General features: G+C 72.3%; 22 protein-coding genes. All 22 read right to left on the reverse strand.

Annotation, left to right across the window (positions count from 1 at the left end):
- Window positions 1-11: 11 nt before the first annotated feature.
- The 22 genes from ASC77_RS21460 to ASC77_RS21565 all read right to left on the reverse strand — a co-directional run bounded on the left by ASC77_RS21460 (window position 12) and on the right by ASC77_RS21565 (window position 25,155).
- A complete protein-coding gene (locus ASC77_RS21460) occupies window positions 12-800 on the reverse strand; it encodes an ABC transporter permease (protein ID WP_056157664.1) in 789 nt (262 codons plus the stop codon).
- Entirely contained in the window at window positions 797-1,579 is a 783-nt protein-coding gene (locus tag ASC77_RS21465) for an ABC transporter permease (protein WP_056157667.1), read from the reverse strand. Before ASC77_RS21465 ends, ASC77_RS21460 begins: the two co-directional genes overlap by 4 nt.
- A complete protein-coding gene (locus ASC77_RS21470) occupies window positions 1,579-2,415 on the reverse strand; it encodes an ABC transporter ATP-binding protein (protein WP_056157670.1) in 837 nt (278 codons plus the stop codon). Before ASC77_RS21470 ends, ASC77_RS21465 begins: the two co-directional genes overlap by 1 nt.
- A 32-nt stretch (window positions 2,416-2,447) precedes the next feature.
- On the reverse strand, window positions 2,448-3,566 hold the full coding sequence (locus ASC77_RS21475) for an ABC transporter substrate-binding protein (RefSeq protein ID WP_056157673.1): 1,119 nt from the start codon (window positions 3,564-3,566) through the stop codon (window positions 2,448-2,450).
- Window positions 3,567-3,826: 260 nt separating this feature from the next.
- Window positions 3,827-6,016, reverse strand: a complete 2,190-nt coding sequence (gene helR, locus ASC77_RS21480) for an RNA polymerase recycling motor ATPase HelR (protein ID WP_200945083.1) — start codon at window positions 6,014-6,016, stop codon at window positions 3,827-3,829.
- Between the two features lie 73 nt (window positions 6,017-6,089).
- Complete coding sequence (locus tag ASC77_RS21485; RefSeq protein WP_056157679.1) at window positions 6,090-6,557, reverse strand: nucleoside deaminase; 468 nt, start codon at window positions 6,555-6,557, stop codon at window positions 6,090-6,092.
- Complete coding sequence (locus ASC77_RS21490; protein ID WP_056157814.1) at window positions 6,554-9,145, reverse strand: molybdopterin-dependent oxidoreductase; 2,592 nt, start codon at window positions 9,143-9,145, stop codon at window positions 6,554-6,556. The genes ASC77_RS21485 and ASC77_RS21490 overlap by 4 nt, the downstream gene beginning before the upstream one ends.
- Window positions 9,146-9,239: 94 nt before the next feature.
- Complete coding sequence (locus tag ASC77_RS21495; protein WP_056157682.1) at window positions 9,240-10,001, reverse strand: FAD binding domain-containing protein; 762 nt, start codon at window positions 9,999-10,001, stop codon at window positions 9,240-9,242.
- Window positions 10,001-10,813 carry a MurR/RpiR family transcriptional regulator gene (locus ASC77_RS21500; RefSeq protein ID WP_056157684.1) on the reverse strand — a complete coding sequence of 271 codons (813 nt, stop codon included), beginning with the start codon at window positions 10,811-10,813 and terminating at the stop codon, window positions 10,001-10,003. Before ASC77_RS21500 ends, ASC77_RS21495 begins: the two co-directional genes overlap by 1 nt.
- Entirely contained in the window at window positions 10,810-12,042 is a 1,233-nt protein-coding gene (locus ASC77_RS21505; protein WP_056157688.1) for an allantoate amidohydrolase, read from the reverse strand. Before ASC77_RS21505 ends, ASC77_RS21500 begins: the two co-directional genes overlap by 4 nt.
- The gene (locus ASC77_RS21510) at window positions 12,039-13,244 is read right to left on the reverse strand and encodes a pyridoxal-phosphate-dependent aminotransferase family protein (protein WP_056157691.1); all 1,206 of its coding nucleotides are present in this window, start codon (window positions 13,242-13,244) and stop codon (window positions 12,039-12,041) included. The genes ASC77_RS21505 and ASC77_RS21510 overlap by 4 nt, the downstream gene beginning before the upstream one ends.
- On the reverse strand, window positions 13,241-14,578 hold the full coding sequence (gene allB, locus ASC77_RS21515) for an allantoinase AllB (RefSeq protein ID WP_056157695.1): 1,338 nt from the start codon (window positions 14,576-14,578) through the stop codon (window positions 13,241-13,243). The genes ASC77_RS21510 and allB overlap by 4 nt, the downstream gene beginning before the upstream one ends.
- Window positions 14,579-15,421, reverse strand: a complete 843-nt coding sequence (gene pucL, locus ASC77_RS21520) for a factor-independent urate hydroxylase (protein ID WP_056157696.1) — start codon at window positions 15,419-15,421, stop codon at window positions 14,579-14,581.
- 1 nt (window position 15,422) lies between these two features.
- Complete coding sequence (gene uraH, locus ASC77_RS21525; protein WP_056157700.1) at window positions 15,423-15,740, reverse strand: hydroxyisourate hydrolase; 318 nt, start codon at window positions 15,738-15,740, stop codon at window positions 15,423-15,425.
- Window positions 15,737-16,231, reverse strand: a complete 495-nt coding sequence (uraD, locus tag ASC77_RS21530; protein ID WP_082575160.1) for a 2-oxo-4-hydroxy-4-carboxy-5-ureidoimidazoline decarboxylase — start codon at window positions 16,229-16,231, stop codon at window positions 15,737-15,739. Before uraD ends, uraH begins: the two co-directional genes overlap by 4 nt.
- 95 nt (window positions 16,232-16,326) lie before the next feature.
- Window positions 16,327-17,826 (reverse strand): AtzH-like domain-containing protein, encoded by a 1,500-nt coding sequence (locus ASC77_RS21535; protein WP_082575162.1) that lies wholly within the window; start codon window positions 17,824-17,826, stop codon window positions 16,327-16,329.
- The gene (locus ASC77_RS21540) at window positions 17,823-18,896 is read right to left on the reverse strand and encodes an acetamidase/formamidase family protein (RefSeq protein ID WP_056157703.1); all 1,074 of its coding nucleotides are present in this window, start codon (window positions 18,894-18,896) and stop codon (window positions 17,823-17,825) included. Before ASC77_RS21540 ends, ASC77_RS21535 begins: the two co-directional genes overlap by 4 nt.
- Window positions 18,897-19,045: 149 nt before the next feature.
- Window positions 19,046-20,863, reverse strand: coding sequence for an AMP-dependent synthetase/ligase (locus ASC77_RS21545; protein WP_056157824.1), 1,818 nt, complete (start codon window positions 20,861-20,863; stop codon window positions 19,046-19,048).
- A gap of 172 nt (window positions 20,864-21,035) precedes the next feature.
- Window positions 21,036-22,184, reverse strand: coding sequence for an acyl-CoA dehydrogenase family protein (locus tag ASC77_RS21550; protein ID WP_056157829.1), 1,149 nt, complete (start codon window positions 22,182-22,184; stop codon window positions 21,036-21,038).
- Window positions 22,184-23,221 carry an LLM class F420-dependent oxidoreductase gene (locus ASC77_RS21555; RefSeq protein WP_056157706.1) on the reverse strand — a complete coding sequence of 346 codons (1,038 nt, stop codon included), beginning with the start codon at window positions 23,219-23,221 and terminating at the stop codon, window positions 22,184-22,186. Before ASC77_RS21555 ends, ASC77_RS21550 begins: the two co-directional genes overlap by 1 nt.
- Window positions 23,222-23,254: 33 nt before the next feature.
- Entirely contained in the window at window positions 23,255-24,640 is a 1,386-nt protein-coding gene (locus ASC77_RS21560; RefSeq protein ID WP_056157708.1) for a hypothetical protein, read from the reverse strand.
- Window positions 24,637-25,155: a SigE family RNA polymerase sigma factor gene (locus ASC77_RS21565; RefSeq protein ID WP_235547889.1), complete on the reverse strand. Its 519-nt coding sequence runs from the start codon at window positions 25,153-25,155 to the stop codon at window positions 24,637-24,639. The genes ASC77_RS21560 and ASC77_RS21565 overlap by 4 nt, the downstream gene beginning before the upstream one ends.
- Between the last annotated feature and the right edge of the window lie 2 nt (window positions 25,156-25,157).

The following is a 25,157-nucleotide window of genomic DNA, read 5'->3' on the forward strand; positions in this document are numbered from 1 at the left end:
GAGCAGCACCCTCAGCCGGCGACGTGCCCGTAGCGGGTGAGCACCAGCCGCTCGAGCAGCTGCGCGACCATGTAGAGCAGGATCGAGGCGAGCGTCGTGACGACCAGCAGCGCCCAGACGGTGTCGTACTGGTAGAGCGCGAGGGCCTGGTTGACGGCCTTCCCGACGCTGTCCGGCGTCGTGTAGAACTCCGCGATCAGCGCGCCCGTCACCGCGCCCGGCACCGAGATCCGGATCGCGGCGAAGAAGCTCGGCAGGGCGTGCGGGAACGCCACGCGGCGCAGCACGGCGGACTCGGAGCCGCCGTACACGTGCACGACGTCGACCATCTGCTGGGTCACCGAGCGGAGCCCGAAGGAGATCGTCACCAGCGCCGGGAAGAAGACGACGATCCCGCTCATCGCGGCAACCGTCCAGAAGCCGTTGCCGACCACGAGCGTGATGATCGGTGCGAGCGCGACCAGCGGCACGGTCCGCACGATCATGGCCACCGGCATGGTCGCCGCCTCGACGCCCTTCCAGAGGTACGTCGCGGTCGCGACCGCCGTCGCGGCGAGCAGCCCGGCGGCGAAGCCGATCCCGGCGTCGATCAGGGTCTGCCCGAGGGGGTGGAGCACCGCCGACCGGTTCTCGCGAGCGGAGTCGTCGTTGAAGAGCCAGGTGAGGACCTGCTCCGGCGTACGCGCGACGAGCTCGTTGACGCCGCCGACGTTCAGCAGCACCTGCCAGGCGATCACGAGACAGACCAGGACGAAGAGCAGGTTGAAGACCGGGCGCCCGACCGCCTTGAGCGCGGTCACGGCGCGGTCCCCTTCGCCCAAGGGGTGATGCTCTTCCCGATCCAGCCGATCGCGAGGTAGGCCAGGCCTGACACCAGCGCGCAGCCGAGCCCGAGCGACCAGGCCAGCGCCGTCTCGCGGTTGTTCTGGGCCAGGTAGAGCGACGGACCGACGCCGATCTCGAGGTGCTTGTCGAACCACTCGCCCAGGAGCGCGCCGAGGTACGCCGCCGGCGCCGCGATCTGCAAGGTGGCGAAGAGCGCGGGCAGGGCGGACACGAGGCGCACCCGGCGGAGCTGCTGGACCCGCCCGCCGCCGTACACCTCGACGACGTCGAGGCTCGCCTGGTCGACGTTGCGGAAGCCGAGCACCGCACCGACCACCGTGGTGAAGATGACCGAGATCGCGGCCAGGTCGATGGCGGTGGGGGACGTGCCGCCCTTGACCGGGATCTCGTGGGCGACGATCAGGATCGGCGCGAGCACCACGATCGGCAGGCAGTAGGTGATCACCGCGAACTGCATGACCACGGGCTCGAGGAAGGGCAGCAGCAGCACCAGCACGGCCAGCACGAGCGCGATGCTGACGCCCCAGGCGTAGCCCGTGGCGGCCTCCCGGAGGGTCACCGAGAAGATCTCGCGGTAGTAGTCGAAGCCGCGGTCGCGGAAGACGGCCAGGACGTCCGGGGGCGGCGGGACCTGCTTGGGCGTGAAGAACAGCTCGGCCAGGACCCACCACAGCGCGAGGACCGACACGATCCCGAGGGCACCCGGGACCAGGCGGCGCAGCCGGGCCGCCATCAGTCGCCCATCGCGGCGCCGTCGGAGCCGAAGAGCAGCTCGGAGGCGTGGTCGTGCAGGGCGTGGAACTCCGGCGTGCGCATCATCTCCGGGGTGCGCGGGCGGGGCAGGTCGACGGCGATGACCTCCTTGACCCGACCCGGACGCGGGCTCATCACGGCGACCTGGTCGGAGAGGAAGATCGCCTCCGCGATGCCGTGGGTCACCATCAGCGTGGTCGCCGGCTTCTCGGTCCAGATCCGCAGCAGCTCCAGGTTGAGGCGCTGGCGGGTCATGTCGTCGAGCGCGCCGAAAGGCTCGTCGAGCAGCAGCACGCTGGGCTTCACGACCAGGGCGCGGGCGATCGAGACGCGCTGCCGCATGCCGCCCGAGAGCTGGGCGGGTCGCGACTTCTCGAAGCCCTCGAGACCGACGAGCTTGATCAGCTCCCGGACCAGCGCGTCGTCGGCCTTCTCTCCCGAGACCTGGAACGGCAGGCGGATGTTGGACTCGACGCTGCGCCACGGCAGCAGCGCGGAGTCCTGGAAGGCGATCCCGAGCTCGTGGTCGCGACGCAGCTCGGCCGGGGTCTTGCCGTCGACCAGCGCCCGGCCGCTGGTGGCGGTCTCCAGGCCCGCGAGGATGCGCAGGATCGTGGACTTGCCGCACCCGGACGGGCCGAGCAGCGACAGGAAGCTCCCGCGGTCGGTGTGGAGCGTGGCGTCCTGGAGGGCGGTGACCTGCCGCCGACCTGAGGAGAAGGTCTTGGTCAGGTCCTGGATGTGGATGCCGGTGCCGGAGGCGAGCTCGCCCTTGAGGGCGTGCTTGCCTCCGGCCGGCCTTGGTGCGTCGGTCACGAGTCGCGCTTCTCGAAGCCTGCCGTCGAGCCTCAGCCCTTGAGGTCCGGGTTGTCGGCGTACACCTCGTCGACGAGGGAGCTGTCGAAGAGGTCGTCGGCGGTGATGTCGATGCCGGCCTCCTTGATCGAGGCGATGTTGGCGTCGATCATCTCGGGGCTCATCGTGAACAGGCCGTTGGCCTTGGTCTCGTCGCTCTGGACGAGCAGCTCGCACTGCTGCTTGGACTGCTCGATCTCCTTGTCGAGCTCGAGCGGCGGGTCGATGTCCTTGCCGTAGTCGTCGACGGCGAGCTTGGCGCCCTCCTCGTAGCCCGTGTCTCCGTTGCAGGCGTCGGTCCAGCCCTGGATCTCGGCCTTGAGGAACGCCTTCACCTCGTCGGGGTTGTTCTTGATCATGTCGTCGGTCGTGATCACGGTCTCGGCGACGAACGGCAGCCCGTTGTCGGCGAACGGCAGGTCGACGGTGTCGAAGCCGTCGCCCTTCACCAGCAGCGACTCGTTGGTGAGGTAGGCGACGAGGCCGTCGATCTGCTTGTCCTCCAGGGGCGAGATGTCGAACGAGTTCGGCACGATCGTCAGGCAGCCCGGGTCGATGTCGTTGGCCTTGAGGAAGGCGTTGAACAGGCTGAGGTTCGGGTCCTGGACGCCGATCTTCTTGCCACACAGGTCTGCGGGCGTCGCGATGTTGCCCTTGTCGGCGAGCGACAGGATGCTGAACGGGTTCTTCTGGTACGTCGCGCCGACGATCTTCAGCGGGAAGCCCGAGTTGGCGACGGCGGCCGCGGTGGAGACCGCGTTGCTCAGCCCGAACTCCGCCTTGCCCGTGGCCACGATCTCCTCCTGGGCGACCGGCCCGGCGAGCAGGTTGACCGAGGAGAAGCCGGCGTCGGAGTAGTAGCCCTTCGAGTCGGCGATGAACTCGCCGGCGAACTCGGAGTTCTTGATCCAGGACAGCTGGACGCTGACGTCGCCGTAGTCCCCGCCCTCGGCTCCGGCGCTGGGGGAGGTGCCGTCGGACGACGAGCCCTCGGAGTCGGACCCGCACGCTGCGAGGGACAGCGTGGCGACGGCGAGGACGGCGGTGAGCTGGAGCGCGGTGCGTCGGGCACCCTTGCGCGACAACCGGCGCGACCGGAACGACAAGGTCATGGGGCTTCTCCTAGGTACGGCGGATCACGGGTGTCCGAGACGGCCCGAACGTAGGAGCGCCACGTTGCCGGACTTCGCGGCCGACGTAACGCGAGCGTTAAAACGCTCGTTTCACCGGGCCTCGCTGAGGAAAAGTCCGACTCGCCGGCTGCGGGTTTCACCGGCTGGCCGCCGAATCCGGCACGACGCGCCGGGTGGGTACGGCGTGTCGTGCGGGTTTCACCGGCTGGCCGCCAAACCCCGTACGGCGTGTCGCGCGTTCAGGCGGTGGTCAGGACCACCAGCTGCTGGGTCGCCCGCGTCATCGCGACGTAGTGGTCGACGGCCCCTTCGATGCCGGTGCCGAAGCTCGTAGGGTCGATGAGCACGACGAGGTCGAACTCGAGGCCCTTGGACAGCTCCGGGGTCAGCGACCGCACCCGCGCGGTCCCCGGGACCGCTGCGCCGTCGGTGCTGATGACGCAGGCGATGCCGTCGGCGTTTGCGGCGAGCCACGTCTCGAGGACCTGCTCGAGGTCGGAGGCCGGGCCGTGGCCGACGGGGAGGCCGCTGCTGCGGATCGAGGTCGGCACGTTCGCGTCGGGCAGGGCGGCCCGGATGACCGGCTCCGCTTCGGTCATCACCTCGGCCGGCGTGCGGTAGTTGATGCTCAGCGACGCGATCTCGACGTGCTCGAGGCCGATCCGCTGCAGCCGCTCCTCCCACGTCTCGGTGAAGCCGTGCCGGGCCTGGGCGCGGTCGCCGACGATGGTGAGGCTCCGCGACGGGCAGCGCGCCAGCAGCATCTGCCACTCGGCGTCGGTCAGCTCCTGCGCCTCGTCGACGACCACGTGCGCGAACGGCCCGTCGAGCGGGTCGGTCTCCACGGTGCGGAGGCCGCTCTCGTCGACGAGTGCGTCGCGCAGGCCGTCCTGGCGCAGGCTCGTGACGATGCCGCCGTCGTCGTCAGCGGCGATGAGGTGGTCGACCACGTCGGCCATCTGCTCGCGCTGGGCGGCGATGTCGGCTGCGCGCTCGCGCCGGATCCGCGACGTCTCCGGGTCGCCCAGCCGACGGCGGGCCGCGTCGAGCAGCGGCAGGTCCGAGACGGTCCAGGCCTGCGGATCGTCGCGCTGGAGGGCGCTCACTTCCTCGGGCTCGAGCCAGGGCGCGCACCGACGCAGGTAGGCCGGCACGTCCCACAGGTCGCCGACCAGGTCGGTCGGCTCGAGCAGCGGCCAGGCGCGGGTCAGCGTCGAGCGCAGCCCGGTGTGCTGGTTGAGCGCCCGGCGGACCTGGTCGTGGGTGGCGTCGGCGCCGTCGAGGTCGTCGTACTTCTCGAGGAGGATCGTGACGAGCTCCTCCCAGACGTCGTCGCGAGCCTCGTTGTGGGGCGTGCCGGCGACCGCGTCGAAGGCGTCGCGCCAGTCGTCGGTGCTCAGCCACAGGTCGGCGTACGCCGTGTCCACCTCCATGCCCTCGGTCGGCGGCTCCTCGTAGAGCCCGACCGCCGGCTCGATCGCCCGCACCATCGCCGCGGTCGCCTTCAGCCGGGCGATCGCAGGGTCCGGCTCCGGCGGGACGGTCCCGGTGACGGGGACGAGGTCGCGCAGCGTGCAGGTCTGCACGCCCTCCTCGCCCAGGCTGGGGAGCACGTCGCCGACGTACGACAGGTAGGGCTGGTGCGGTCCGACGAACAGCACGCCACCCCGTCGGTGGCCGAGGCGCGGGTCGGCGTAGAGGAGGTACGCCGTGCGGTGCAGCGCGACGACCGTCTTGCCGGTGCCCGGGCCGCCGTCGACCACCAGCGCGCCGCGCGACCCGGCGCGGATGATGGCGTCCTGGTCGGACTGGATGGTGCCGAGCACGTCGCGCATCCGCGACGAGCGGCTGCCCCCCAGGCTCGCGATGAACGCCGACTGGTCGTCGAGCGCGGCGGCGTGCCCGTCGAGGCCGTCGAGGCCGTCGTCGGTGAACACCTCGTCCCAGTAGTCGCTGATCCGGCCGCGGGTCCAGCGGTAGCGGCGTCGGCTCGCCAACCCCATCGGGTGCGCGTGGGTGGCGCCGAAGAACGGCTCGGCGACCGGCGAGCGCCAGTCGACGAGCAGCCGGCGACCGGTGCTGTCGGTGAGACCGAGCCGACCGACGTACACCGCCTCGCCGTCCTCGCTGACCACGTGCCCGAGGCAGAGGTCGAGCCCGAAGCGGCGCAGCGTGCGCAGGCGGGCCGTCAGCCGGTGCACCTCCTGGTCGCGGTCCAGGGCCACCTGGCCGGCTCCTCCGGCCTCGCCGTCGCGGGCGCCCTCGGGCGCGCCGGGGTCGCGGCGGGCCGTGTCGAGGCGTTCGGAGAGGTCCGCGATCGACCTGGCGAGCGAGTCCGCGATGGCCGCGAAGTGCTCCTCGTCGGCCGCGATCAGGCGGGGGTCGGCCTTGGCGGCGAGGTCGTCGGGCAGGGCGAAGGCGCTGGTCACGACAGGAGATTCTGGGGGCTCCCCGGGGCCTTGCCGCAAGCCCGGGGGTCGGCTATACCTTGGAAGGGAGGGGTCAGTAGTCGACCCGGTCGGGCTTCTTGAGCCAGGCGTCGAACGGCGCGAACGAGTCGGCGTGCCGACCGGCGTGCACGATGGTGGGCCAGGTCGCCCGGTCCCGCGCGAAGAGCTCGTAGAACTCGCGGTCGTCGAAGCCTCCGCGTGCGGCGTCGTGGCGGTCGGCGGCGTAGACGACCCGGTCGAGGCGGGCCCACAAGGCTGCGGAGACGCACAGCGGGCAGGGCTCGCACGACGTGTAGAGCACGCAGCCGGCCAGCGAGAAGTCCCCGAGGTCGGCGCAGGCGGCGCGGATCGCGAGCACCTCGGCGTGCGCAGTCGGGTCGTTGTCGCGGGTGACGCGGTTCTGACCCGTCGCGATCAGGGCGCCGTCGCGGACGATCACGGCGCCGAAGGGGCCACCACCCTCGGCGACGTTGGCCACGGCGAGGTCGAGGGCGCGGGCGAGCCAGGGTTCGTCGGTCATCGGGTCTCCTGTGCTAGTCGCCAGAGCCGGTCCCGGCTCATCGGCAGCTCGTAGGGGCGGACGCCGAGGGCATCGCGCACGGCGTTGGCGATCGCCGGGGCGACCGGGTTGTACGGCGCCTCGCTCATCGACTTCGCGCCACGCGGGCCGAGCTCGTCGTACGTGTCGGCGAAGAGCACCTCGGTCGGCGGGACGTCCGCGATCTGCGGCACCCGGTAGTGGCGGAACGCCCGGGTCACGACCTCGCCGTCGCGGACGAGCAGCTCCTCCTGCAGCGCGCTGCCGAGGCCCTGCGCGACGCCGCCCTCGACCTGCCCGCGCAGCTGCTCGGGATTGATGACGCGGCCGGCGTCGACGGCGTGCACCGAGCGCAGCACCCGCAGCTCGCCGGTCACCGGGTCGACGGCGACCCGCACGCCGTGCACGTTGAACGCGACGGATCGGGGGGTCCCGGAGTGCCGGCCGGTGCACGAGAGCGGCGGCTCGCCACCGGCGTCCAGGGCCGACCGCAGCTCGCGGGCCGCCTGCGCGACGGCCATCCCGGCGACCACCGAGCCGGTCGAGCCGAAGGCGCCCGTGTCGTACGCCGCCGCGTCGGTGTCGGAGGAGTGAAGCCGGATGCGGGCGGGGTCGACGCCGAGCTCCTCGGCGACGATCTGGACGTGCACGGTCGCGGTGCCGTTGCCGAACTCCGCGCTGCCGACGCCGACCGTGACCGTGCCGTCGTCGTCGTCGTCGATCGCGACCGTCGCCTCGCTGTGGTGCCCGCGCGGGGGGATGGTGGCGATCATCGAGGCCGCCATGCCCTCGCCGACCGCCCAGCCCTCCGGCGCCTCCTCGCCTACGGTGGCGAGCGCCTGCTCGACGAGGTCGAGGCACTGGTCGAGGCCGTAGCTGCCGAAGACCAGGTCGATGTCGGGGGCGTCGTTGACGACGAAGTCGTCGCCGGGGCGCACGACGTTGCGACGCCGCAGCTCGACGGGGGAGAGGCCGAGCTCTCGGGCCAGGTCGTCGAGGGCCGACTCGATCGCGAAGATGACCTGGCCCAGGCCGTAGCCGCGGAACGCTCCCGACGGCACGTTGTTGGTGTAGACGGCCTCGGCGTCGACGCGCTTGTTGGCGCAGCGGTAGAGCGCGACGGACTCGTGGCAGCCGTGGAAGAGCACCCCGATCGAGTGGTTGCCGTAGGCGCCGGCGTCGCTGAGGACGTCGACGACCAGCGCGGTGAGGACGCCGTCGGCATCGGCCGCCGCCGTCACCGAGATCCGCATCGGGTGCCGGCAGGGCGCCAGGGTGAACTGCTGCTCGCGGGTCAGCTCGAGCTGCACGGGTTCGCCGATCGTGAGCACGGCGAGGGCGACCAGGTCCTCGACCAGCATCTCCTGCTTGCCGCCGAAGCCGCCGCCGACGCGACCCGCGACCACGCGCACCCGGTCGGGCTCGAGGCCGAGCACGTGCGCGAGCTCGTCGCGCACCAGGAACGGCACCTGGGTGCTGCTGCGGACCACCAGGCGCCCGTCCTCGTCGATCCACCCGCGCGCACCGTGGGTCTCCATCGCGGCGTGGGTGACGCGCGCCGTCCGCCACGTCCCGCTGACCGTCGCGGCCGCGGTGGCCAGCCCGGCGGCGACGTCCCCGACCTCGCCGTGGGTCTGGGCCACCACGTTGCGGCGGGTCTCGGCGATCCGGGACTCGGGGCCCTTGTCGGCGTGCAGCAGCGGTGCGCCCGACGCGCGGGCGGCCTCGGGGTCGAGGACGGCCGGCAGCACGTCGTACTCGATCTCGACCAGTGCCGCCGCGAGCTGCGCCTCGCGCACGGACCCGGCGACGACGGCGGCCACGCGCTGTCCCCGGTAGCGGACGACGTCGTCGAGCATCCGGGTGTCGTCGGGGTCGTCGAGGCGGCTCTCGTGGCGAGCCGTGGAGTAGAGGACGTCGGGGACGTCGAGGTGCGTGAGGACGAGGCGTACGCCGGGGGCCGCCTCCGCCCTGCTGGTGTCGATGCGGGTGATCCGGGCGTGGGCGTGCGGGCTCTGCACCAGCGCCATGTGGAGCACGCCGGTCGCGGGCAGGTCGAGCGTGTAGGCCTCCGTGCCGGTGACGACGCGCGGCGCGGCAGGGGCGCCGAGCGACGCCCCGAAGGCCGCGCCGTCGGCGGTCGCCGGCCCCACGTTGACGCGCCCGGCCAGCGCGTCGCGGATCGAGCGGTAGCCGGTGCAGCGGCACAGGTTGCCCTTGAAGCAGCGCTCGACATCGGCCCCCTCCGGTGCACCGGCGGCGGTCATCACGAACCCGGCCGTGCAGAAGCCGCACTGGAAGCCGGCGGCATCGGCGAACGCCTGCTGCACCGGGTGCGGGTCCTCGGGGGTGCCGAGCCCGGCCAGGGTGGTCACGTCGTGCTCGAGCGCCCGTGCCGCCGGGTAGAGGCAGGAGTGCACCGGCGCGCCGTCCACGTGCACCGTGCAGGCGCCGCAGTCGCCGGCGTCGCAGCCCTTCTTCACGTCGAGGCGACCGGCGTCGCGCAGGAACGTCCGCAGGCACTGGCCCGGCGCGGGGGTGCTCTCGGCCGGCTCGCCGTTGATCCTCATGGTCGCCACCGGGCGGCGGTGAGCAGGCAACCGAATCGGCGGCGGCCTCGGGCGGAAACGGTTGCTGGCTCACCGCTCCCCGGCGTACGCGCGCTCATCGCGCCAGATCCGAGCGCACCTCGCGGGCCAGCACGCCGGTGACGTGGGCGCGCCAGTCGGCGGGGCCGTGGGGGTCGTCGTACCAGCAGTCGACCTCGGCCAGGCCGGCGTCGAGGTCGTCGGCGTCGAGCACGACGGGGCGGGTGGTCGACGCCGTCAGGGTGATGGTGCGCCCGCAGCCGACGACGACGGCCGCGGCCCGGCCGAGCGGGGTGAGCGACGTACGTCGGAAGGCGAGCGGGAGCGAGAGGGCGGCCACGGGCACGTCGACCGCGCGGATCACCTCGCCGGGCGCCAGCGTGGTCGTGCCGGCGCCGGTCACGAAGTCCACGACGGGCTGCTCGCGGGTGCCGCCGTCGGGCGTCCAGATGACGACCGACGCACCCAGGCCGGCGGAGAGCGAGACCATCGCGCCGGCGGGCAGCGCCAGGGCCAGGTTGCCGCCGACGGTCGCGACGTGCTGCACCTTCCACGACATCAGGAACGAGTCCGCGGCCGCCGACACCAACGACGCCGCCGGACCCCACGGAGCACCGAGGGCCCGCTCGACCGTGCAGGTCGCGCCGATCCGGAGCGCGTCCGGCTCGGACTCCCAGTCCGGCCAGCCGAGCGTCGTCAGGTCCACCAGCCCGCTGACCTCCGGCTGCGGCTCGGAGAACAGCCAGGTGCCGCCGGCGAGCAGCGTCTCGCCCGGCGCGAGCGCCAGGTCGTCGCGCCCGCGCGCCAGCCGGTGGCTGGTGACGGTGGCCAGGTCCATCACTCGACCTCGGCGAGCCGGGTGTACGACGCGCTGATCTCGGCGACCCGGTTGCGGGCCGGCCGCCCGAGCGTCGAGAGCACGCCGTCGGCGACCACGCTCACCAGGCTCATCGCGGCGGCATAGCTGTCGAAGGCGAGGGTGCTGCTGACCGGGCACTCCAGCCAGTACGCCGCAGCAGCAGCGTGCCGCCGCGCGGTCGGGTCGGCGACCAGCACGACGGTGGCACCGCAGCGACCGGCCTCCTCCAGGAAGGCGCCGAAGTCCGCGGGCCGGCGCCGGAAGCCGACGACCACGACGGCGTCGCCGGAGCCGAGGTCGGCCAGCTCCTCGCCGATCACCTGCCCCGGCAGCGGGGCGAGCCGGACGTCGCCACGGGCGTGGGCGAGCTGCTGTCGCAGGTGCAGCGCCACCGGGTGGCTGTTGCGCCACCCGACGACCAGCACCCGTGGGGCCTGGGCGAGCAACGTGATGACGTCGTCGAGCACCGGGCTCTCCAGCGCGTGCCGCAGCGACTCCTGCTCGTGCGCGAGGTGGTCGAGCATCGTCGACGCCCCGTCGACCCGCCGTGGCTCCCCGGCCGTGCGCAGGGCCCGCAGGTGGTCGCGCACCTCGTCGAAGTCGGTGAAGCCCAGGCTCCGGAAGAGCCGGCTCATCGTGGCCTTCGAGACCCCGGCGAGGTCCGCGAGCTCCGCGGAGCGGTAGGTCGCGAGGTCGTCGAGGTGCTCCATCAGCGTCTCGGCGGCCCGGCGCTCCTGGGGCGAGAGCACGGCGTACCGCTGGGTGATCCGCTCGTCGATACGTTCGCTCATGCGGACACCTCGATCCGTGCCGCGACCTCCAGGACCGCACGCTCCAGTGCGTCCAGCCCGGCGGAGACGTCGAGCTCGCGGACGTCCTCCTCGGGGTGGTGGCTGATGCCGTCGTGGCAGCGCAGGAAGAGCATGCCGACGTCGGTGGTCAGCCCGACCGCCATCGCGTCGTGCCCGGCCCGGCTCCACAGCCCCACGGGATCGTCGTCGCCGGTGCTGCGGATGCCCGCCATCACGGCCTCCTGCAGCCACGGTGCGCACGGCATCGCCGACGCGTGGTGGGTCTCGCGCACCTCGAGCCGCAGCCCGCGCTGTGCGCAGGCCCGCTCGATCTCGCTGCGCAGCATCGTCCACATCAGATCGCGCTCGTCGTCGGTGGCGGCCCGCAGGTCGAGGCTGATGTCGGCGCGACCGGGGATCACGTTGATGGCGCCGGGCTGGACCTCGATCCGGCCGACCGTGGCGATGCAGTCCGACGCCCGCGCCCGCCGCTCGATCAGCACGATGGCCTCGCTGGCGCCGACGAGCGCGTCGCGCCGGCGCGAGTACGGCGTGCCGCCGGCGTGCCGCGCCTCCCCGATGAACGAGAGGCGGAACCGACGCGCCCCGGCGATCGTGGTGACGTAGCCGAGGGAACGGTCCTCGGCCTCGAGGTAGGGGCCCTGCTCGATGTGCGCCTCGAGGTAGCCGACCAGCTCGTCGGGTCGCCGGGCGGCCTCGCCGACGCGTCGTGGGTCGAGCCCGAACTCCAGGAACGCCTGGTGCAGCGTGACCCCGTCGCGGTCCCGCAGGTCCCACCAGTCCTCCTCCCAGACGCCCGCGAGCGCCTGGCTGCCGAGCAGCGCCTTGCCGAAGCGGGTGCCCTCCTCGTCGCTGAAGCCGATGACCTCCAGCGCGAACGGCAGCTCGCGGTCGCGCAGTCGCTGGGCGACGGCGATCGCCATCACGACGCCGAGCATCCCGTCGTACGAGCCGGCGTCGGGCACCGTGTCGAGGTGGGAGCCGACGAGCAGGGCGGGCAGCCCCGGCGCGGCACCCTCGCGGCGGCCGCACTGGTTGCCGGCCGCGTCCTGCCAGGTGCGCAGCCCCGCCTCCTCCATCCAGCGCCCGGCGACGGCGTTCGCGCTCGCGTGCTCGCGGGAGAGGTAGACCCGCTCCAGCTGCGGCGGGGTGGCAGTGAACCGGTCCAGCTCGGCGCACCGGTCGAGGACGTCGCGGGCGGTGGTCATGACGCGTACACCTCCTGCGCGGCGGCGACGCCGCCCGTCGTGCGGAGCACCTGCTCGAGGGCGGCGAGCGTGGTCAGGACGGCGTCGGTACGGGCGTTGTAGCCCATCGTCCCGATCCGCCAGACCTTGCCGTGGAGCGGTCCGAAGGAGGTGCCGATCTCGATCCCGAAGTCGTCGAGCAGCACGCCGCGGGTGCGGTCGCCGTCGACGCCGTCGGGGATCTCCACGGCGACGACGTTATGCATCTTGTGGGCCACGTCGCCGAAGACGCCGAGCCCGAGGCCGCGGACGCCCTCGAGCATCGCGCGGCCGTGCCGGGCGTGCCGCTCGACCGCGGCGTCCAGCCCCTCCTCGACGAGCAGCCGGGCGCACTCGCGGGCGCCGTACAGCATCGTGGTCGCCTCGGTGTGGTGGTTGAGCCGCCGCGGGCCCCAGTAGTCCATGACCTGCGCCAGGTCGAGGTAGTTGCTGGCGATCCGCTCGCCGTGGTCGACGTCGTCCGCTGAGCGGATGCCGGCCTCGACGTGCTTGCGGGCGTCGATGACCGCGGCGGCCCGGTCGGAGATCGTGATCGGCGCGCTGCCCGAGGGGCCGCCGAGGCACTTCTGCAGGCCGGCGGTCGTGACGTCCAGCCCCCACGCGTCCGCCTCGAACGCGTTGCCGCCGAGCGATGCGGTGGCGTCGCAGTAGAGCAGCACGTCGTGGCGCCGGCAGATCTCCCCGAGGTCGGCGAGCGGCTGGCACATCGTGGTGGACGTGTCGCCCTGGACGATCGCGAGGACCTTCGGCTGCACACGGCGTACGGCGTCCTCGACCTGCTCGGGCTCGAAGACCTCACCCCAGGGCACCTCGATCGTGTGCACCTCGGCGCGGCACCGTGCGGCGATCTCGGTGAGCAGGTGGCCGAACCGGCCGAAGACCGGCACCAGCACCCGGTCGCCCGGCTCGAGCAGCGAGACCAGCGCCGCCTCGATGCCCGCGCGCGAGGTGCCGTCGACGAGGAACGTCTGCTCGTTGGCGGTGCGGAAGACCTCGCGGTAGAGCGCCATCGTCTCGTTCATGGTGGCGGTCATCCACGGGTCGTACTGGCCGACCAGCTGCGCCGACATGGCCCGCAGCACGCGCGGGTCGGCGTTGATCGGGCCCGGGCCCATCAGCAGTCGTGGCGGCGGATCGATCGGACCGATCCCTGGTGCCGTCATGAGCCGGGCCTCCTCAGCTGCTGACCCCACCGGTGATCGGGGTGCTCGATGTCGATGGCGTTGCCGCGCACGACCGACCGGGTGACGCGGCCGCCGTAGCGCAACCCGTCGTACGCCGAGATCGGGTTGCGGTGCGCGAGCCGGGTGGCCTCGATGCGGAACTCGACGCCGGTGTCGTAGACGGCGAGGTCGGCGTCGGCGCCGACCTCGATCCGGCCCTTGGTGGTCAGGCCCACCAAGTCGGCGGTGCTGCGCGACATCCACCGGCTGACCTGCTCGACGCCGATGTTGCGGCGACGGGCCTCCTGGACGACCGCGCTGAAGCCGACCTGGAGCCCGGACACGCCGCCCCACGCCTGCTGCAGGTCGCCGTCGCCGCGGCCCTTCTCCTCGGCCGTCGCGGGGGAGTGGTCGCTGACGACCATGTCGATGACGCCGGACCGCAGCCCCTGCCAGAGCTCCTCGCGGTTGCCCGCGTCGCGGATCGGCGGGCAGCACTTGAACTGCGACGACCCGTCCGGGATCGTCTCGGCCGCGAAGCACAGGTAGTGCGGGCAGGTCTCGACGGTGACGCGCAGCCCCTCGGCCTTCGCGTCCGCGATCGCACCCAGGGCACGCGCGCTGGAGAGGTGCAGGACGTGCACCCGCGCGCCGGTCTCACGGGCCCCGTCGAGGACCCGCCCGATCGCGGTCGTCTCCGCCGCGTCGGGCCGGGACAGCAGGAAGTCCTGGTAGGCGCGGCTCGGCGGTGACGGCGCCTCGTCGAGTACGGCGGCGTCCTCGGCGTGCACGACCATCAGCCCGTCGAAGCGCGCGATCTCCCGGAGTGCGTCGTGGAGCTGGTCGGCGTCGAGCGGCGGGAACTCGTCCACGCCGCTCGGCGCGAGGAAGCACTTGAAGCCGAAGACCCCGGCGTCCCACAGCGGCTCGAGGTCGGACAGGTTGCCCGGCACGGCGCCGCCCCAGAAGCCGACGTCGACCATCAGCTCGTCCCTCGCCGCCTCCTGCTTGCGCCGCAGGTGCTCGACGGTCGTCGTCGGCGGGATGGAGTTGAGGGGCATGTCGATGAGCGTCGTCGCACCGCCGAGCGCCGCGGCCTCGGTCGCCGACACGAACCCCTCCCACTCGGTGCGCCCGGGCTCGTTGATGTGCACGTGCGTGTCGACGACGCCGGGCACGACGTACGCCGTGTCCGGGGCGCGCAGCACCACGCCGTCGACGGGGTGGTCGACGGCCTCGATGGCCGCGATCCGGCCGTGCTCGACCACGATCGTGGCCGGCTTCAGGTCTCCGTCGAGCAGCACCCGCTGCGCCTGCACGGCGTCGACGCGCACTCAGGAGTCCTCTCGCAGCACGGTGGCCTCGATCAGCCCGTAGGGGCGGTCCGCCGCGAAGAAGACCTCGCCGGGGTTGTCGAGCCCGAACGGCTCGAGGTCGACCAGGAAGTGGTGCTTGTTGGGGCAGGAGAGGCTGATCTCGACGACCTCGTCGTACTTCTCGAGCACGGCCCGGCCCATCTCAAAGATGGTCTGCTGGAGCGCCAGCGAGTGGACGTCGGCGAAGGTCTGCAGGAGCAGGTCGCGGATGCCGTCGTACGCAGCGTTGAAGTCGAGCTCCGTGCCGGCGTAGCGCCACGACGCGGTGACGCTGGTGGCGAGGATGCGGTCCGTCGTCTCCTGCAGCGTCGTGTAGCGGTCGCGCGGGAAGCCGTGGAACTCCGAGCCGGTCGACTTGAGGACGGTGCAGTCCTTCAGCCCGGCCGTCACGGTCGTCTCGTCGCCGTCCCGCTCGACGACGGCGGTGCGGGTCTCGCGACCGGTGCGCACGAACGAGTGGTCGCCGTCCGCGATCCGCTCCCACGCGTACTGCTCCGCGGCCCAGCGACCGCCGCTCACCCACGCGAACTCGGTCGTGAAGTGCCGCCCCAGCCGGAGCAGCAGCTCCTCGGGCGAGCCGACGCCGTCGCGGGCGAAGGCGTAGATCGTGTTCTTCTGGGTGTCGGTGGCGACGACCTGGCTGTTGTCGCCCTCGGTGTGGCACGCCTCGAAGTCGCCGCGCAGCTGGCTGGTGACGTTGAGGTCCTCGATGACGTGGCGCTCGGTGTCGCGGGTGACCTTCACCAGGCGGCACTCGGCCTTGCCGTACTGGTTGGGTCCCAGCACGATGCGTCCGCTCACGTCAGCTCCCCTTGTAGGTGGTGTACGAGTACGGGCTCAGCAGCAGCGCCACGTGGTAGTGCTCGTTGTCGCCGACGGCGAAGCCGAGCGAGACCCCGGGGAAGAACGTGTCGCGACCCGCCGCCGCGAACCACGGGCCGGTGTCGAAGTAGAGGCCGTAGCCGCCCGGGGCCAGCTGTGGCTCGAAGCGGACCCGGCCGTCGGCGTCGGTCGCCGCGACGGCGAGCTCCTCGGCCTCGGGACCGATGAGTGCGACGACGAGGCCGCCCGCAGGCACGCCGTACGCAGCGTCGAGAACGTGCGTTGACAAGGTGCTCATGAGAGAAGTCCTTCCAGGCGGAGCAGGGCGATCTCGCGCAGCTGCTCCGTGGTGACGGCGAGCTCGGTGTCCGGGTCGTGGGTGAGTCGCTCCTCGAGCAGCGCCAGGATCTCCTCGGCGCTGCGCCCGGCCGCGCGGACCAGGTAGATCCGGTCGAACCTCTCCTCGTACGCCGCGTTGCCCGCGGCCAGGCGCCGCTGGACGTCGGCGTCGTGCGGGTCGACCCCGGCCTGCTCGCTGCCGGACATCTGCGCGCTGGTGCCGGAGCCGGCGTGTCGCTCACCGATCCGGGGGTGGTCCGCGAGCGCCTGCTCGACCTCGGCCGGCGACCATGCGCGGGCCAGCGCGTCGGCGTTGCCCAGCAGGTCGGTGAGTCCGGCGTACGGGCGGCCCGCGACGACGCCGCTCACCCAGGAATCGATGTCGACGCACGGGCGCACCGCGTCGCCGGCATCCGCGGCCGTCATCGCGTTGAACTCCTCCAGCTGCAACGTTCCTCCTCCGGCGATGACACTGCGTCGTGACACTAGGGATCCGATGTAAAGGCGGACCGAAACAACCGTTTCAGAGACGTTACTTCTCCGGGTCAGTCCAGGTCGATGGCCAGCTGGAGCAGATCGCGGTCGCGACCCGGTCCGGCGACCAGGCAGACGCCGACCGGCAGCCCCTGCGGCGTGCTCCGCGGGACGCTGACGGCGGGCAGTCCGCCGAGCCCGGCGAGGCAGGTGAGCGACATGGTCGCGGCGCGGACGGCGTCCAGCCCCTCGCCCACCAGCGGGGCGACCGTGGCCGCCGACGGGAGCACCAGCACCCGGTCGCCGATCAGCTCGCGGAACCGGGCCCGGGCCTCGTCGACCAGGGTGCGCGCGGCCGCGGCGCGCTCGTCGTCGATCAGCGCCGCCGCCTCGAAGCGGCCGCGCACGTCGGCGCCGAGCTCGTCGAACCGCGACGCCACCCAGGCACCGCGCTCCTGCCAGGCCTCCCAGGCCTGCAGCGTCTGGAACGCCGAGAGCCAGGTCGGCAGGGCGCTGAGGTCCCACGACTCGCGCATCGCGCCGTGCTCGGCGGCGTACCGGTCGACGACCGTCGCCACCTCGTCGCTGGCGATCGCCAGCAGCCCCGGAACGCTGACCAGGTCGCTCGCCGGGTCGCGCGGGCTCGGTGGCAGCAGCACCTCCCCGACCCGCTGGAGCAGCTCGGCGCTCCGGGCCACCCAGCCGACGGCGTCGAAGGACCGTGAGAGGGGGAGCAGTGCGTACGCCGACGCCGCGCCGTGCGTCGTGCGGATGCCGAAGAGTCCCTGGTACGCCGCTGGCACCCGGATCGATCCGCCGGTGTCCGTGCCCAGGCCGATGGTCGCCTGGCCGAGCGAGACCGCGCTGCTGGAGCCGGACGTCGAGCCGCCGGAGCTGCGCAGCGGCGCCTTCGGGTTGGGCGGCGTGCCGTAGTGGGCGTTGGTGCCCGCGAGGGAGTAGGCGAACTCGTCGGTGCGGGCGATCCCGCGCACCGACGCACCGGCCTCGAGCAGCAGCTCGACGGCGCGGGCGTGCACCGGCTCGACGCGCGCCTCGGCCAGCCAGGCCGGGTTGCCGGCGCCGATGCGCTGCCCCTGGACGGCGTACAGATCCTTGACCGCGACGCTCTCGCCGTCGAGGGGACCGCTGCCGAGCGGCGCCACCAGCGGGTCGCCGACCACGCGCCAGATGCGGGTGTCGAGGGCGGGTGCGGGCACCGACACGTGGGCGGCGGTGACCTGCCAGCCGTCCGCGGTGCGCACCCACATCTGGGTCTGCTGGCCGCGCCCGCCGCGGGCCAGCTCGGTCACCGCGATGACGAGCGCGTGGTCGTCGTCGACCGTCTGCACGTGGGTCTGCACGATCCGTCGCTGCGGGGCGCCCCCGCGACCGCTGCGGAACGCGCTGATCTGGTCGTGGCCGACGAGCAGGCCGTTCGCGTCGCCGCGCAGCGTGGTCGGTCCGTCCGCGAACAGCCGGTCCAGCGTGGGGACGTCGTCGGCCATCAGCGCACGCTCGTACTCCCAGAACGCCTCGACGAGCCCCGCGGGGACCGGCCTCTGTGTCGTCATACAGGGAAGTCTGACGTGCGGATGCGTGCGTGCACGCCCTTCACCACGTCGACGACCTGGGAGATGTTGAAGTCGGTCGCCGCGGAGAGGTAGGCGTAGGCCAGCCGCTCGTCCATCCCGAAGCGGGCCCCGAGCAGGGCGATCGCGGCGCGCACGCAGTTCTGGACGGCGACGTCGAGGTCCTCGTCCATGCCCGTCGGCACCAGGAGGTCGGTGGTCTCCGCGAGCGGTCCGGCCAGCTCGCCGAAGCGGCGTACGGCGTCCTCGCGCGGCACCACGTCGAGGCGGACCGTCGCCCGCAGCGACGCCTCCATCGCGGTCAGCGACACCTCGCCGTCGCCCTGGGCGAAGTGCGGGTCGCCGACGTACGCCAGCGCGCCGTCGACCTGCACGGGCAGGTAGAGCGTGGCGCCGACGGTGAGCAGGTTGATGTCGATGTTGCCGCCGTGGGCACCCGGCGGCACCGAGTGCGGCCGCGCGTCGTCGGCCACGGCCACGCCCATGATCCCGAGGAACGGCGCGAGCGGGAACGCGACGCTCGGCTCCGCGCCGGGCCGCAGCGGCAGCAGGCCGTGCGTGCCGGCGTCGTCCACGCTCGCGAAGGCGCTGAAGACGTCACCCTCGCGCGGGTACTCCCCGGGCAGGGCTCCCTTGCCGTGCCGGTTGGAGATCACGCCGTAGGGCACCCGCGGGAGCGTCTCGACGACGGTCATCGCCAGCAGGTCGCCGGGGCGCGCCCCCTCGACGCGCACCGGCCTGTTGACCACGTGCGGCCCGTCGACCCCGAAGGTGTGCGGCAGGTCGCCGGCCGCGATCTCGATGGCGTCGTCGAGCACGCCCACCACGTCGTACTGCCCGAAGAACGCCTTCGGGTCGCGCCCCTGGTCCTCCAGGATCCCCTCGTGGCTGACGGTGTCGAACGTGACCTCGGTGCCCGGCTCGACGGTGAGCACCGGGTCGTCGCCCGCGCACGGGAGCCGCCCCCACAGCACGTGGTCGGCCGTCGACGGCAGGTAGCGGTCACCCCGGATCGGGCCCGACCCGGGCTGCAGCACGTCGAACCCCGTCATGCCCGCCGAGGCTAGGCAAGGGTTGTTTCAGCGTGGTTTCGGGTGGGTGTGGGGGGTCCAGGGATACCCGGCCGACCGGGTATCCCTGAACAGGGAGGGCACTGCAAGGGCCGCGGAGTTGGTGGAGTGCCCTCCCGGCAGGTCGCAGGTCAGCTGTACAGGCGGTCGACGACGTCGGAGTACTTGGTGTTCACGACCCGACGCTTGAGCTTGAGGGTCGGGGTGAGCTCCTCGGACTCGGCGGTCCACTCGACACCGAGCAGCTCGAACGACTTCACCTGCTCGGGGCGCGAGAGCCGCTCGTTGGCGGCGTCGACCGCCTGCTGCACCATCGCCCGGATCTCGGGCTTCTCGGCCAGCTCCGCCAGCGAGCCGAACTCGAGGCCCATCTGCTGCGCCATGATCGGCGCGATCTCGCCGTCGAGGGTGAGGATCGCGACGACGTACGGGCGGCTGTCGCCGATCGCCATGGCGTGGCCGATGAGCGGCGACTCCTTGAGGAAGTTCTCGATGTTGGACGGCGCGACGTTCTTGCCGGCCGAGGTGATGATCAGCTCCTTCTTGCGGTCGACGACCGCGAAGAACCCGTCGTCGTCGAGAGTGCCGATGTCGCCGGTGTGCAGCCACCCGTCGCCGTCGATCAGCGCGCGGGTGGCCTCCTCCTGGAGGTGGTAGCCCGGGGTGTTCACCGGGCCGCGCACCAGGATCTCGCCGTCCTCGCCGAGCTTGATCTCCATGCCCGGGTTGGCGCGGCCGACGGTGCCGAGCTTGAAGCCGCCGGGGCCGTTGGCGGTGACGGCGCCACAGGTCTCTGTCATGCCGTAGACGTCGTAGACCTTGAGGCCGAGGCCGGCCATGAACTTCGCGACGTCGAGCGGCATCGGTGCGGCGGCCGAGCCGGCCCAGGAGACCTGGTCGAGCCCGAGCAGCAGCTTGAGGAAGCCGAGGATGCCCTCCTCGGCCTGGCGGTAGCCCTCCTCGATCTCCGGCGTCATCACGCCGCCGACCTCCTGCGCCTCTACCCACGCGAGCGCGGCGGCCATCGCCGTCTCGACCATCTCGCGGTTGTCGGGGTCCGCAGCGAGCTTGGCGGACAGGCCGGTCTTGATCTTCTCCCAGACCCGTGGGACGCCGAAGAACATCGTCGGGTGCACCTCGCCCAATGTGGCGAGCAGTTGCGCGGGGTCGTCGATCGCGTGGACGTGCCCGCCGATCACCTGCGGGCCGTAGAGCCCGAGCACCCGCTCGGCGATGTGCGCGAGCGGCAGGTAGCTCACGCCGACCTGCGGCTCGGTCAGACCCGACGACTCCTGGGTGCCGATGGTCTCGAAGAGCACGTTGTGGTGGGTGAGCACCACGCCCTTGGGGTTGCCCGTGGTGCCGGACGTGTAGAGGATCGTCGCCGGCGCCTCGGGGGAGAGGCTCGCGGCCCGTTCCTCGACGGCGCCCGGGTGGGCGGCGCGGTACGCGGCGCCCGCGGCCACCAGGGCGTCCCAGTCCTCGTCGATCATCACGACCTTGCGGATGCTGTCGACCTCGTCGAGGGCCTTGGCCCAGCGCGCCCGGTGGTCGGCGCTCTCCAGGAACACCACCGTCGGGTGGGCCTGCGAGGCGATGTAGGCGACCTGCTCCGAGGCGAGCGTGTTGTAGATCGACATCGGCGTGGCCGCCGCGTGCACCGCACCCATGTCGGCCAGGAAGTGCTCGACCCGGTTGCTGGCCATGATCGCCACGGTGTCGCCGGCTTCGACCCCGGCCTCGATCAGCCCGCCCGCGAGGTCCAGCGCCCGCTCCTGGGTCTCGGCCCAGGTCAGCGTGCGCCACGACTCACCCTCCGGCACGTGGTGCTTGTCGGAGTACGCCGGCTCGCCGCCGTACCGGCCCACGGTGTCGGCCAGGGCGTCGACGAGGGTGCGGCCCTCGACCTCGGCCTGGATGCGGGATCGCTCACTGAGTACGTCGGACATCTGCTGCTCCTCGGGGTGGAACGGTGGTCGCGTGGCGTACGTCACAGCCTCGCGGATGGGGACCGCGGGACGCCAGAGAACGTTCGAAATCGATCCGGGGTTCCGCGGGTCGTGTCCGGGACGTCATACGAATCGAGGGCCGGAACCCACGATTCGTATGACGTCCGCGCCGCTAGATCCCGAGGCTGCGGCCGATGATCTCCTTCTGGATCTCCGTCGTGCCGCCGTAGATCGTCTGGATCCGGCTGTCCGTGAAGGCCTTCGCGATCGGGTACTCCATCATGTAGCCGTAGCCGCCGTGCAGCTGGACGCCGGCGTCCACGACCTGCTTCTGCAGCTCGGTGGTCCACCACTTCGCCATCGACGCGAGCGCGGGGTCGACCTCGCCGGCGTTGAGCTTCAGGATGCAGTCGTTGATGAAGACCCGGGCCACGTGGGCGTACGTCGCCATCTCGGCCAGCACGAAGCGGTTGTGCTGGAAGGAGCCGATCGGCTTGCCGAACGCGGTGCGCTCCTTGGCGTAGGTCAGGGAGAGGTCGAGCACGTGCTCGATCGCGGCGACCGCCATCGCGGCGATCGAGATGCGCTCCTGACCGAGGTTCATCATCAGCGAGATGAAGCCGGAGCCCTCCTCGCCGAGCAGGTTGGTCTTGGGCACCTCGACGTTGTCGAGGAAGAGCTCGGCCGTGTCCTGGGCCTTCATGCCGACCTTGTCGAGGTTGCGGCCGCGCTCGAAGCCCGTCATGCCGCGCTCGACCACGAGCAGGCTGATGCCCTTGTGGCCGGCGTCGGGATCGGTGCGGCAGACCACGATGACGAGGTCGGAGAGGATGCCGTTGCTGATGAAGGTCTTCGACCCGTTCAGCACGTAGTGGTCGCCCTTGTCGACGGCCGACGTGCGGATGCCCTGCAGGTCGCTGCCGGCGCCGGGCTCGGTCATCGCGATCGCCGAGATCAGCTCGCCGCTGACGAGGCCGGGCAGCCAGCGCTGCTTCTGCTCGTCGGTCCCGAGTGCCGAGATGTAGGGGACGATGATGTCGCTGTGCACCGGGAAGCCGGGCCCGCTGGCGCCGACCCGGGCCATCTCCTCGGCCACGACGGTGTTGTAGCGGAAGTCCTTGACCCCGGCCCCGCCGTACTCCTCGTCGACGTCGAAGCAGAGCAGGCCCGCCTCGCCGGCCTTGGTCCAGACCTCGCGGCTGACCTGGCCGTCCTTCTCCCACTGGTCGTGGAAGGGGACGACCTCCTTCTCCAGGAAGGTGCGCACCGAGGCGCGGAAGTCTTCGTGCTCCTGCTCGTAGATGGACGGACGCTCGGACATCAGCTGACCCACTCCTTGATCTGCGCAACGGTGGCCACCGGGTCGTCCGACACGGGGGAGATCTGCAGGTTGGTGACGCCGGCCTCGCGGAAGGCGGCGATCCGCTCCTGGACGTACGACGCGGGGCCGACCAGGTTGCCGGCCTCGAGCCACTCCGTGGGCACGAGCGCCTCGGCCTCCTTCTTCTTGCCGTCGAGGTAGAGGTCCTGGATCTCCTTGGCCTCCTTCTCGTAGCCGTAGTGGCACGCGAGCTCGTTGTAGAAGTTCTTGCCGCGGGCGCCCATGCCGCCGACGTACAGGGCGTACATCGGGCGCATGAAGTCGAGCAGCGCCTTGGTCTCGGGGCCCTCGCCGATGGCGGCCATGCCGCCGGCGGCGATCTCGAGCGGAGCCAGGTCGGCGGAGCGCTTCGCGGCACCCTTGGCGAGCGGCTCGCCCCAGACCTGCTGCGCCTTCTCCGGCAGGAACAGGAACGGCAGCCATCCGTCGGCGACCTCGGCGGTCATGGCGACGTTGCCGTCGCCGAGCGCGGCGACCCAGATCGGGACGACGTTGCGCTCGACCTGGGTGAGGATCTTCAGCGGCTTGCCGAGGCCGAGGCCCTGGTCGGCGGGCAGCGGCAGGGTGAAGATCTTGCCCTGGTGCTCGAGCCGCTCGCGGCGCAGGCCCTGGCGCATGATCGAGATGACCTCGCGGGTGCGGCCGAGCGGGCGGTCGTAGGGCAGGCCGTGGAAGCCCTCGATGACCTGCGGGCCGGAGGCGCCGAGGCCGATGATCGCGCGGCCGCCCGAGACGTTGTCGAGGCCGGCGGCGGTCTGCAGCAGGGCGCTCGGGGTCCGCGAGAAGACGTTGAGGATGGCGGCGCCGATCTCGATCGTCTCGGTCTTCGCCGCCAGGTAGCCCATCAAGGTGGGGGAGTCGAAGCCGTAGGCCTCCGCGACCCAGACGGTGTCGAGACCGGCCTTCTCGAGGGCGACGACCTGGTCGGCGGCCTCGCGGGGGTTGCCGGAGTACATGAGGGGGGTCGAGAGCTTCATTGTGACAGCATAACTGTCACGGTTGCGTCGGGGTCAACGCCCGGTCGGGACGACCTTCCCGAGATCGACGTGGACGATGCGGAAGACCCCCTGCTGGTCGCGGCCGAGGGTGAAGGTCGCCTCCCGGTAGTCGGTGAACGCGCCGTCCGGCGGCACCTCGCGGTAGAGCGCGGTCACGGCCGTCGCGTCGCCGTACGCCGAGATGGAGCGCAACGGGCGGACGCTCTCGACCTTGGCGTCGACGTGGCCGTAGCCGACGGGCAGGTCCGGGGTGCCGAGCGGGTGCCAGAGCGCCAGCGCCTCGTCGCGGAGGTCGGCGTTGAGCAGGTCGACGTACGCCGCCACCACCTGCTCCGCCGTCGAGGTCGCGTCGACCGTGGGGACGGGCCTACCCGTGTGCCCGACCAGCCGGTCGAGCACGCGCTGGGCGGCGGGGCCGGGTGGCCCCCCGATGCCCCGGCCGTCGTTCCAGGCGCCGCACCACCCGTCCGCGGTGACCAGGTCGCCCCACGCGGTCGCGCCGACCAGCTCCCAGCTGGGGGTGTCGGGGTCGCAGTCCTCGGTGCTGACGGGGTCGTGGTGGCTGGCCCGGTCGGCGAGCAGGATCGCGAGGTCGCGGGCCGGCACCGGGACGCCCTGCGGGTCGTGCTCGGTCTCGGTCTGGTAGCTGACGCAGAGCGTCGCGGCCACCATCTCGTCGGGCCCGGCGACCGGTGAGATGCCGCGGCCGGTGTCGAAGCGCTGGTCGCCGCACGCGGGACGGTGGGGGATCCGGGGAGCGACTCTCGATGCGGCGCGCTGGGCACGGAGCAGGGCGATGAACCTCGACCACGGACGCTCGGGATGCCCGCGGGTGCTGGTGCCGACCCGCAGCTCGTGGCAGCCGTAGAGGTCGCCGCCGACCGGGACGATGGATCCGTCGGCGTACTCGAAGGCGAGCACGTAGCCCGGTCCGAGGTCGGTCTGGCAGACGTTCTGGCCCGGTGCCGTCACCAGGGGCTGACGATTGACGACCCCGGCGAGCTCGTCGACGTCGGTGACCAGCGCGTCGGTCGGTGCGTCGAAGCCCGTGCCGCTGCCGGCGCACAGGTGCACTGCCGTCGCGCCTGCGGGCACCGTGTCGGTGTCGGCCTGCGCGCGGGGAGCCGGGCAGGTGAACGCCTCGGGATCCGCCGGGCTCGGCGTGGGCGTCGGTGTCTGCGTCGCGGGGCGCGTCACGCCCGGCTCGTCACCCGACGTCAGGAGGGGAGCGGTCGCCAGGGCGACCACGGCCACGGCGGCCACGGTCACGACCGCGACCGTCGTGCGCCGCCGGCTCCTGTGGTGCAGGTCGCGCGCCGCGGCGGCCCGACCGGGTGTCGGCGGCGGGTGCGGCACGAGCGCCTGCAGCTGGTCACGGAGCCGGTCGTCGTCGCTCATCGGTCCTCCTCGTCGCGTAGGGCGGAGGAGTCGCGCAGGGCCGAGATCGCCCGTGCGGTCTGGCTCTTGACGGTGCCGACGCTGCAGCCGAGGACCGCGGCGGTCTCGCGCTCGGTGAGGTCCTCGACGTAGCGCAGCACGACCACGGCCCGCTGGCCCCGGCTCAGCTGGGTGAGTGCCGCGAGCAGGTCGCGGCGCAGCGCCAGGTCGGGTCCGGGCGTGGGCGTCTCGGGCAGCTCGGCGGTCGCGCGCTCGCCGTTCCAGCGGCGTCGCCACCACGAGACGTACGTCGTGAACAGCGTCCGGCGCACGTAGGCCTCGAAGCCGCCGGTGTCGCCGATCCGGTCCCAGCGCCCGTAGGACTTCGCGAGCGCCGTCTGCACCAGGTCCTCCGCGAGGTGGGCGTCGCCGGTCAGCAGCCAGGCGCTGCGCCAGAGTGCGTCGCCGCGCGCGGCGACGAAGTCGTCGAACGACCCCGCCCGCTCCAGCTCCGCACCCACGACGACCCCGTCCACCC

Source organism: Nocardioides sp. Root1257 (assembly GCF_001425175.1).
Taxonomy (GTDB): Bacteria; Actinomycetota; Actinomycetes; order Propionibacteriales; family Nocardioidaceae; genus Nocardioides.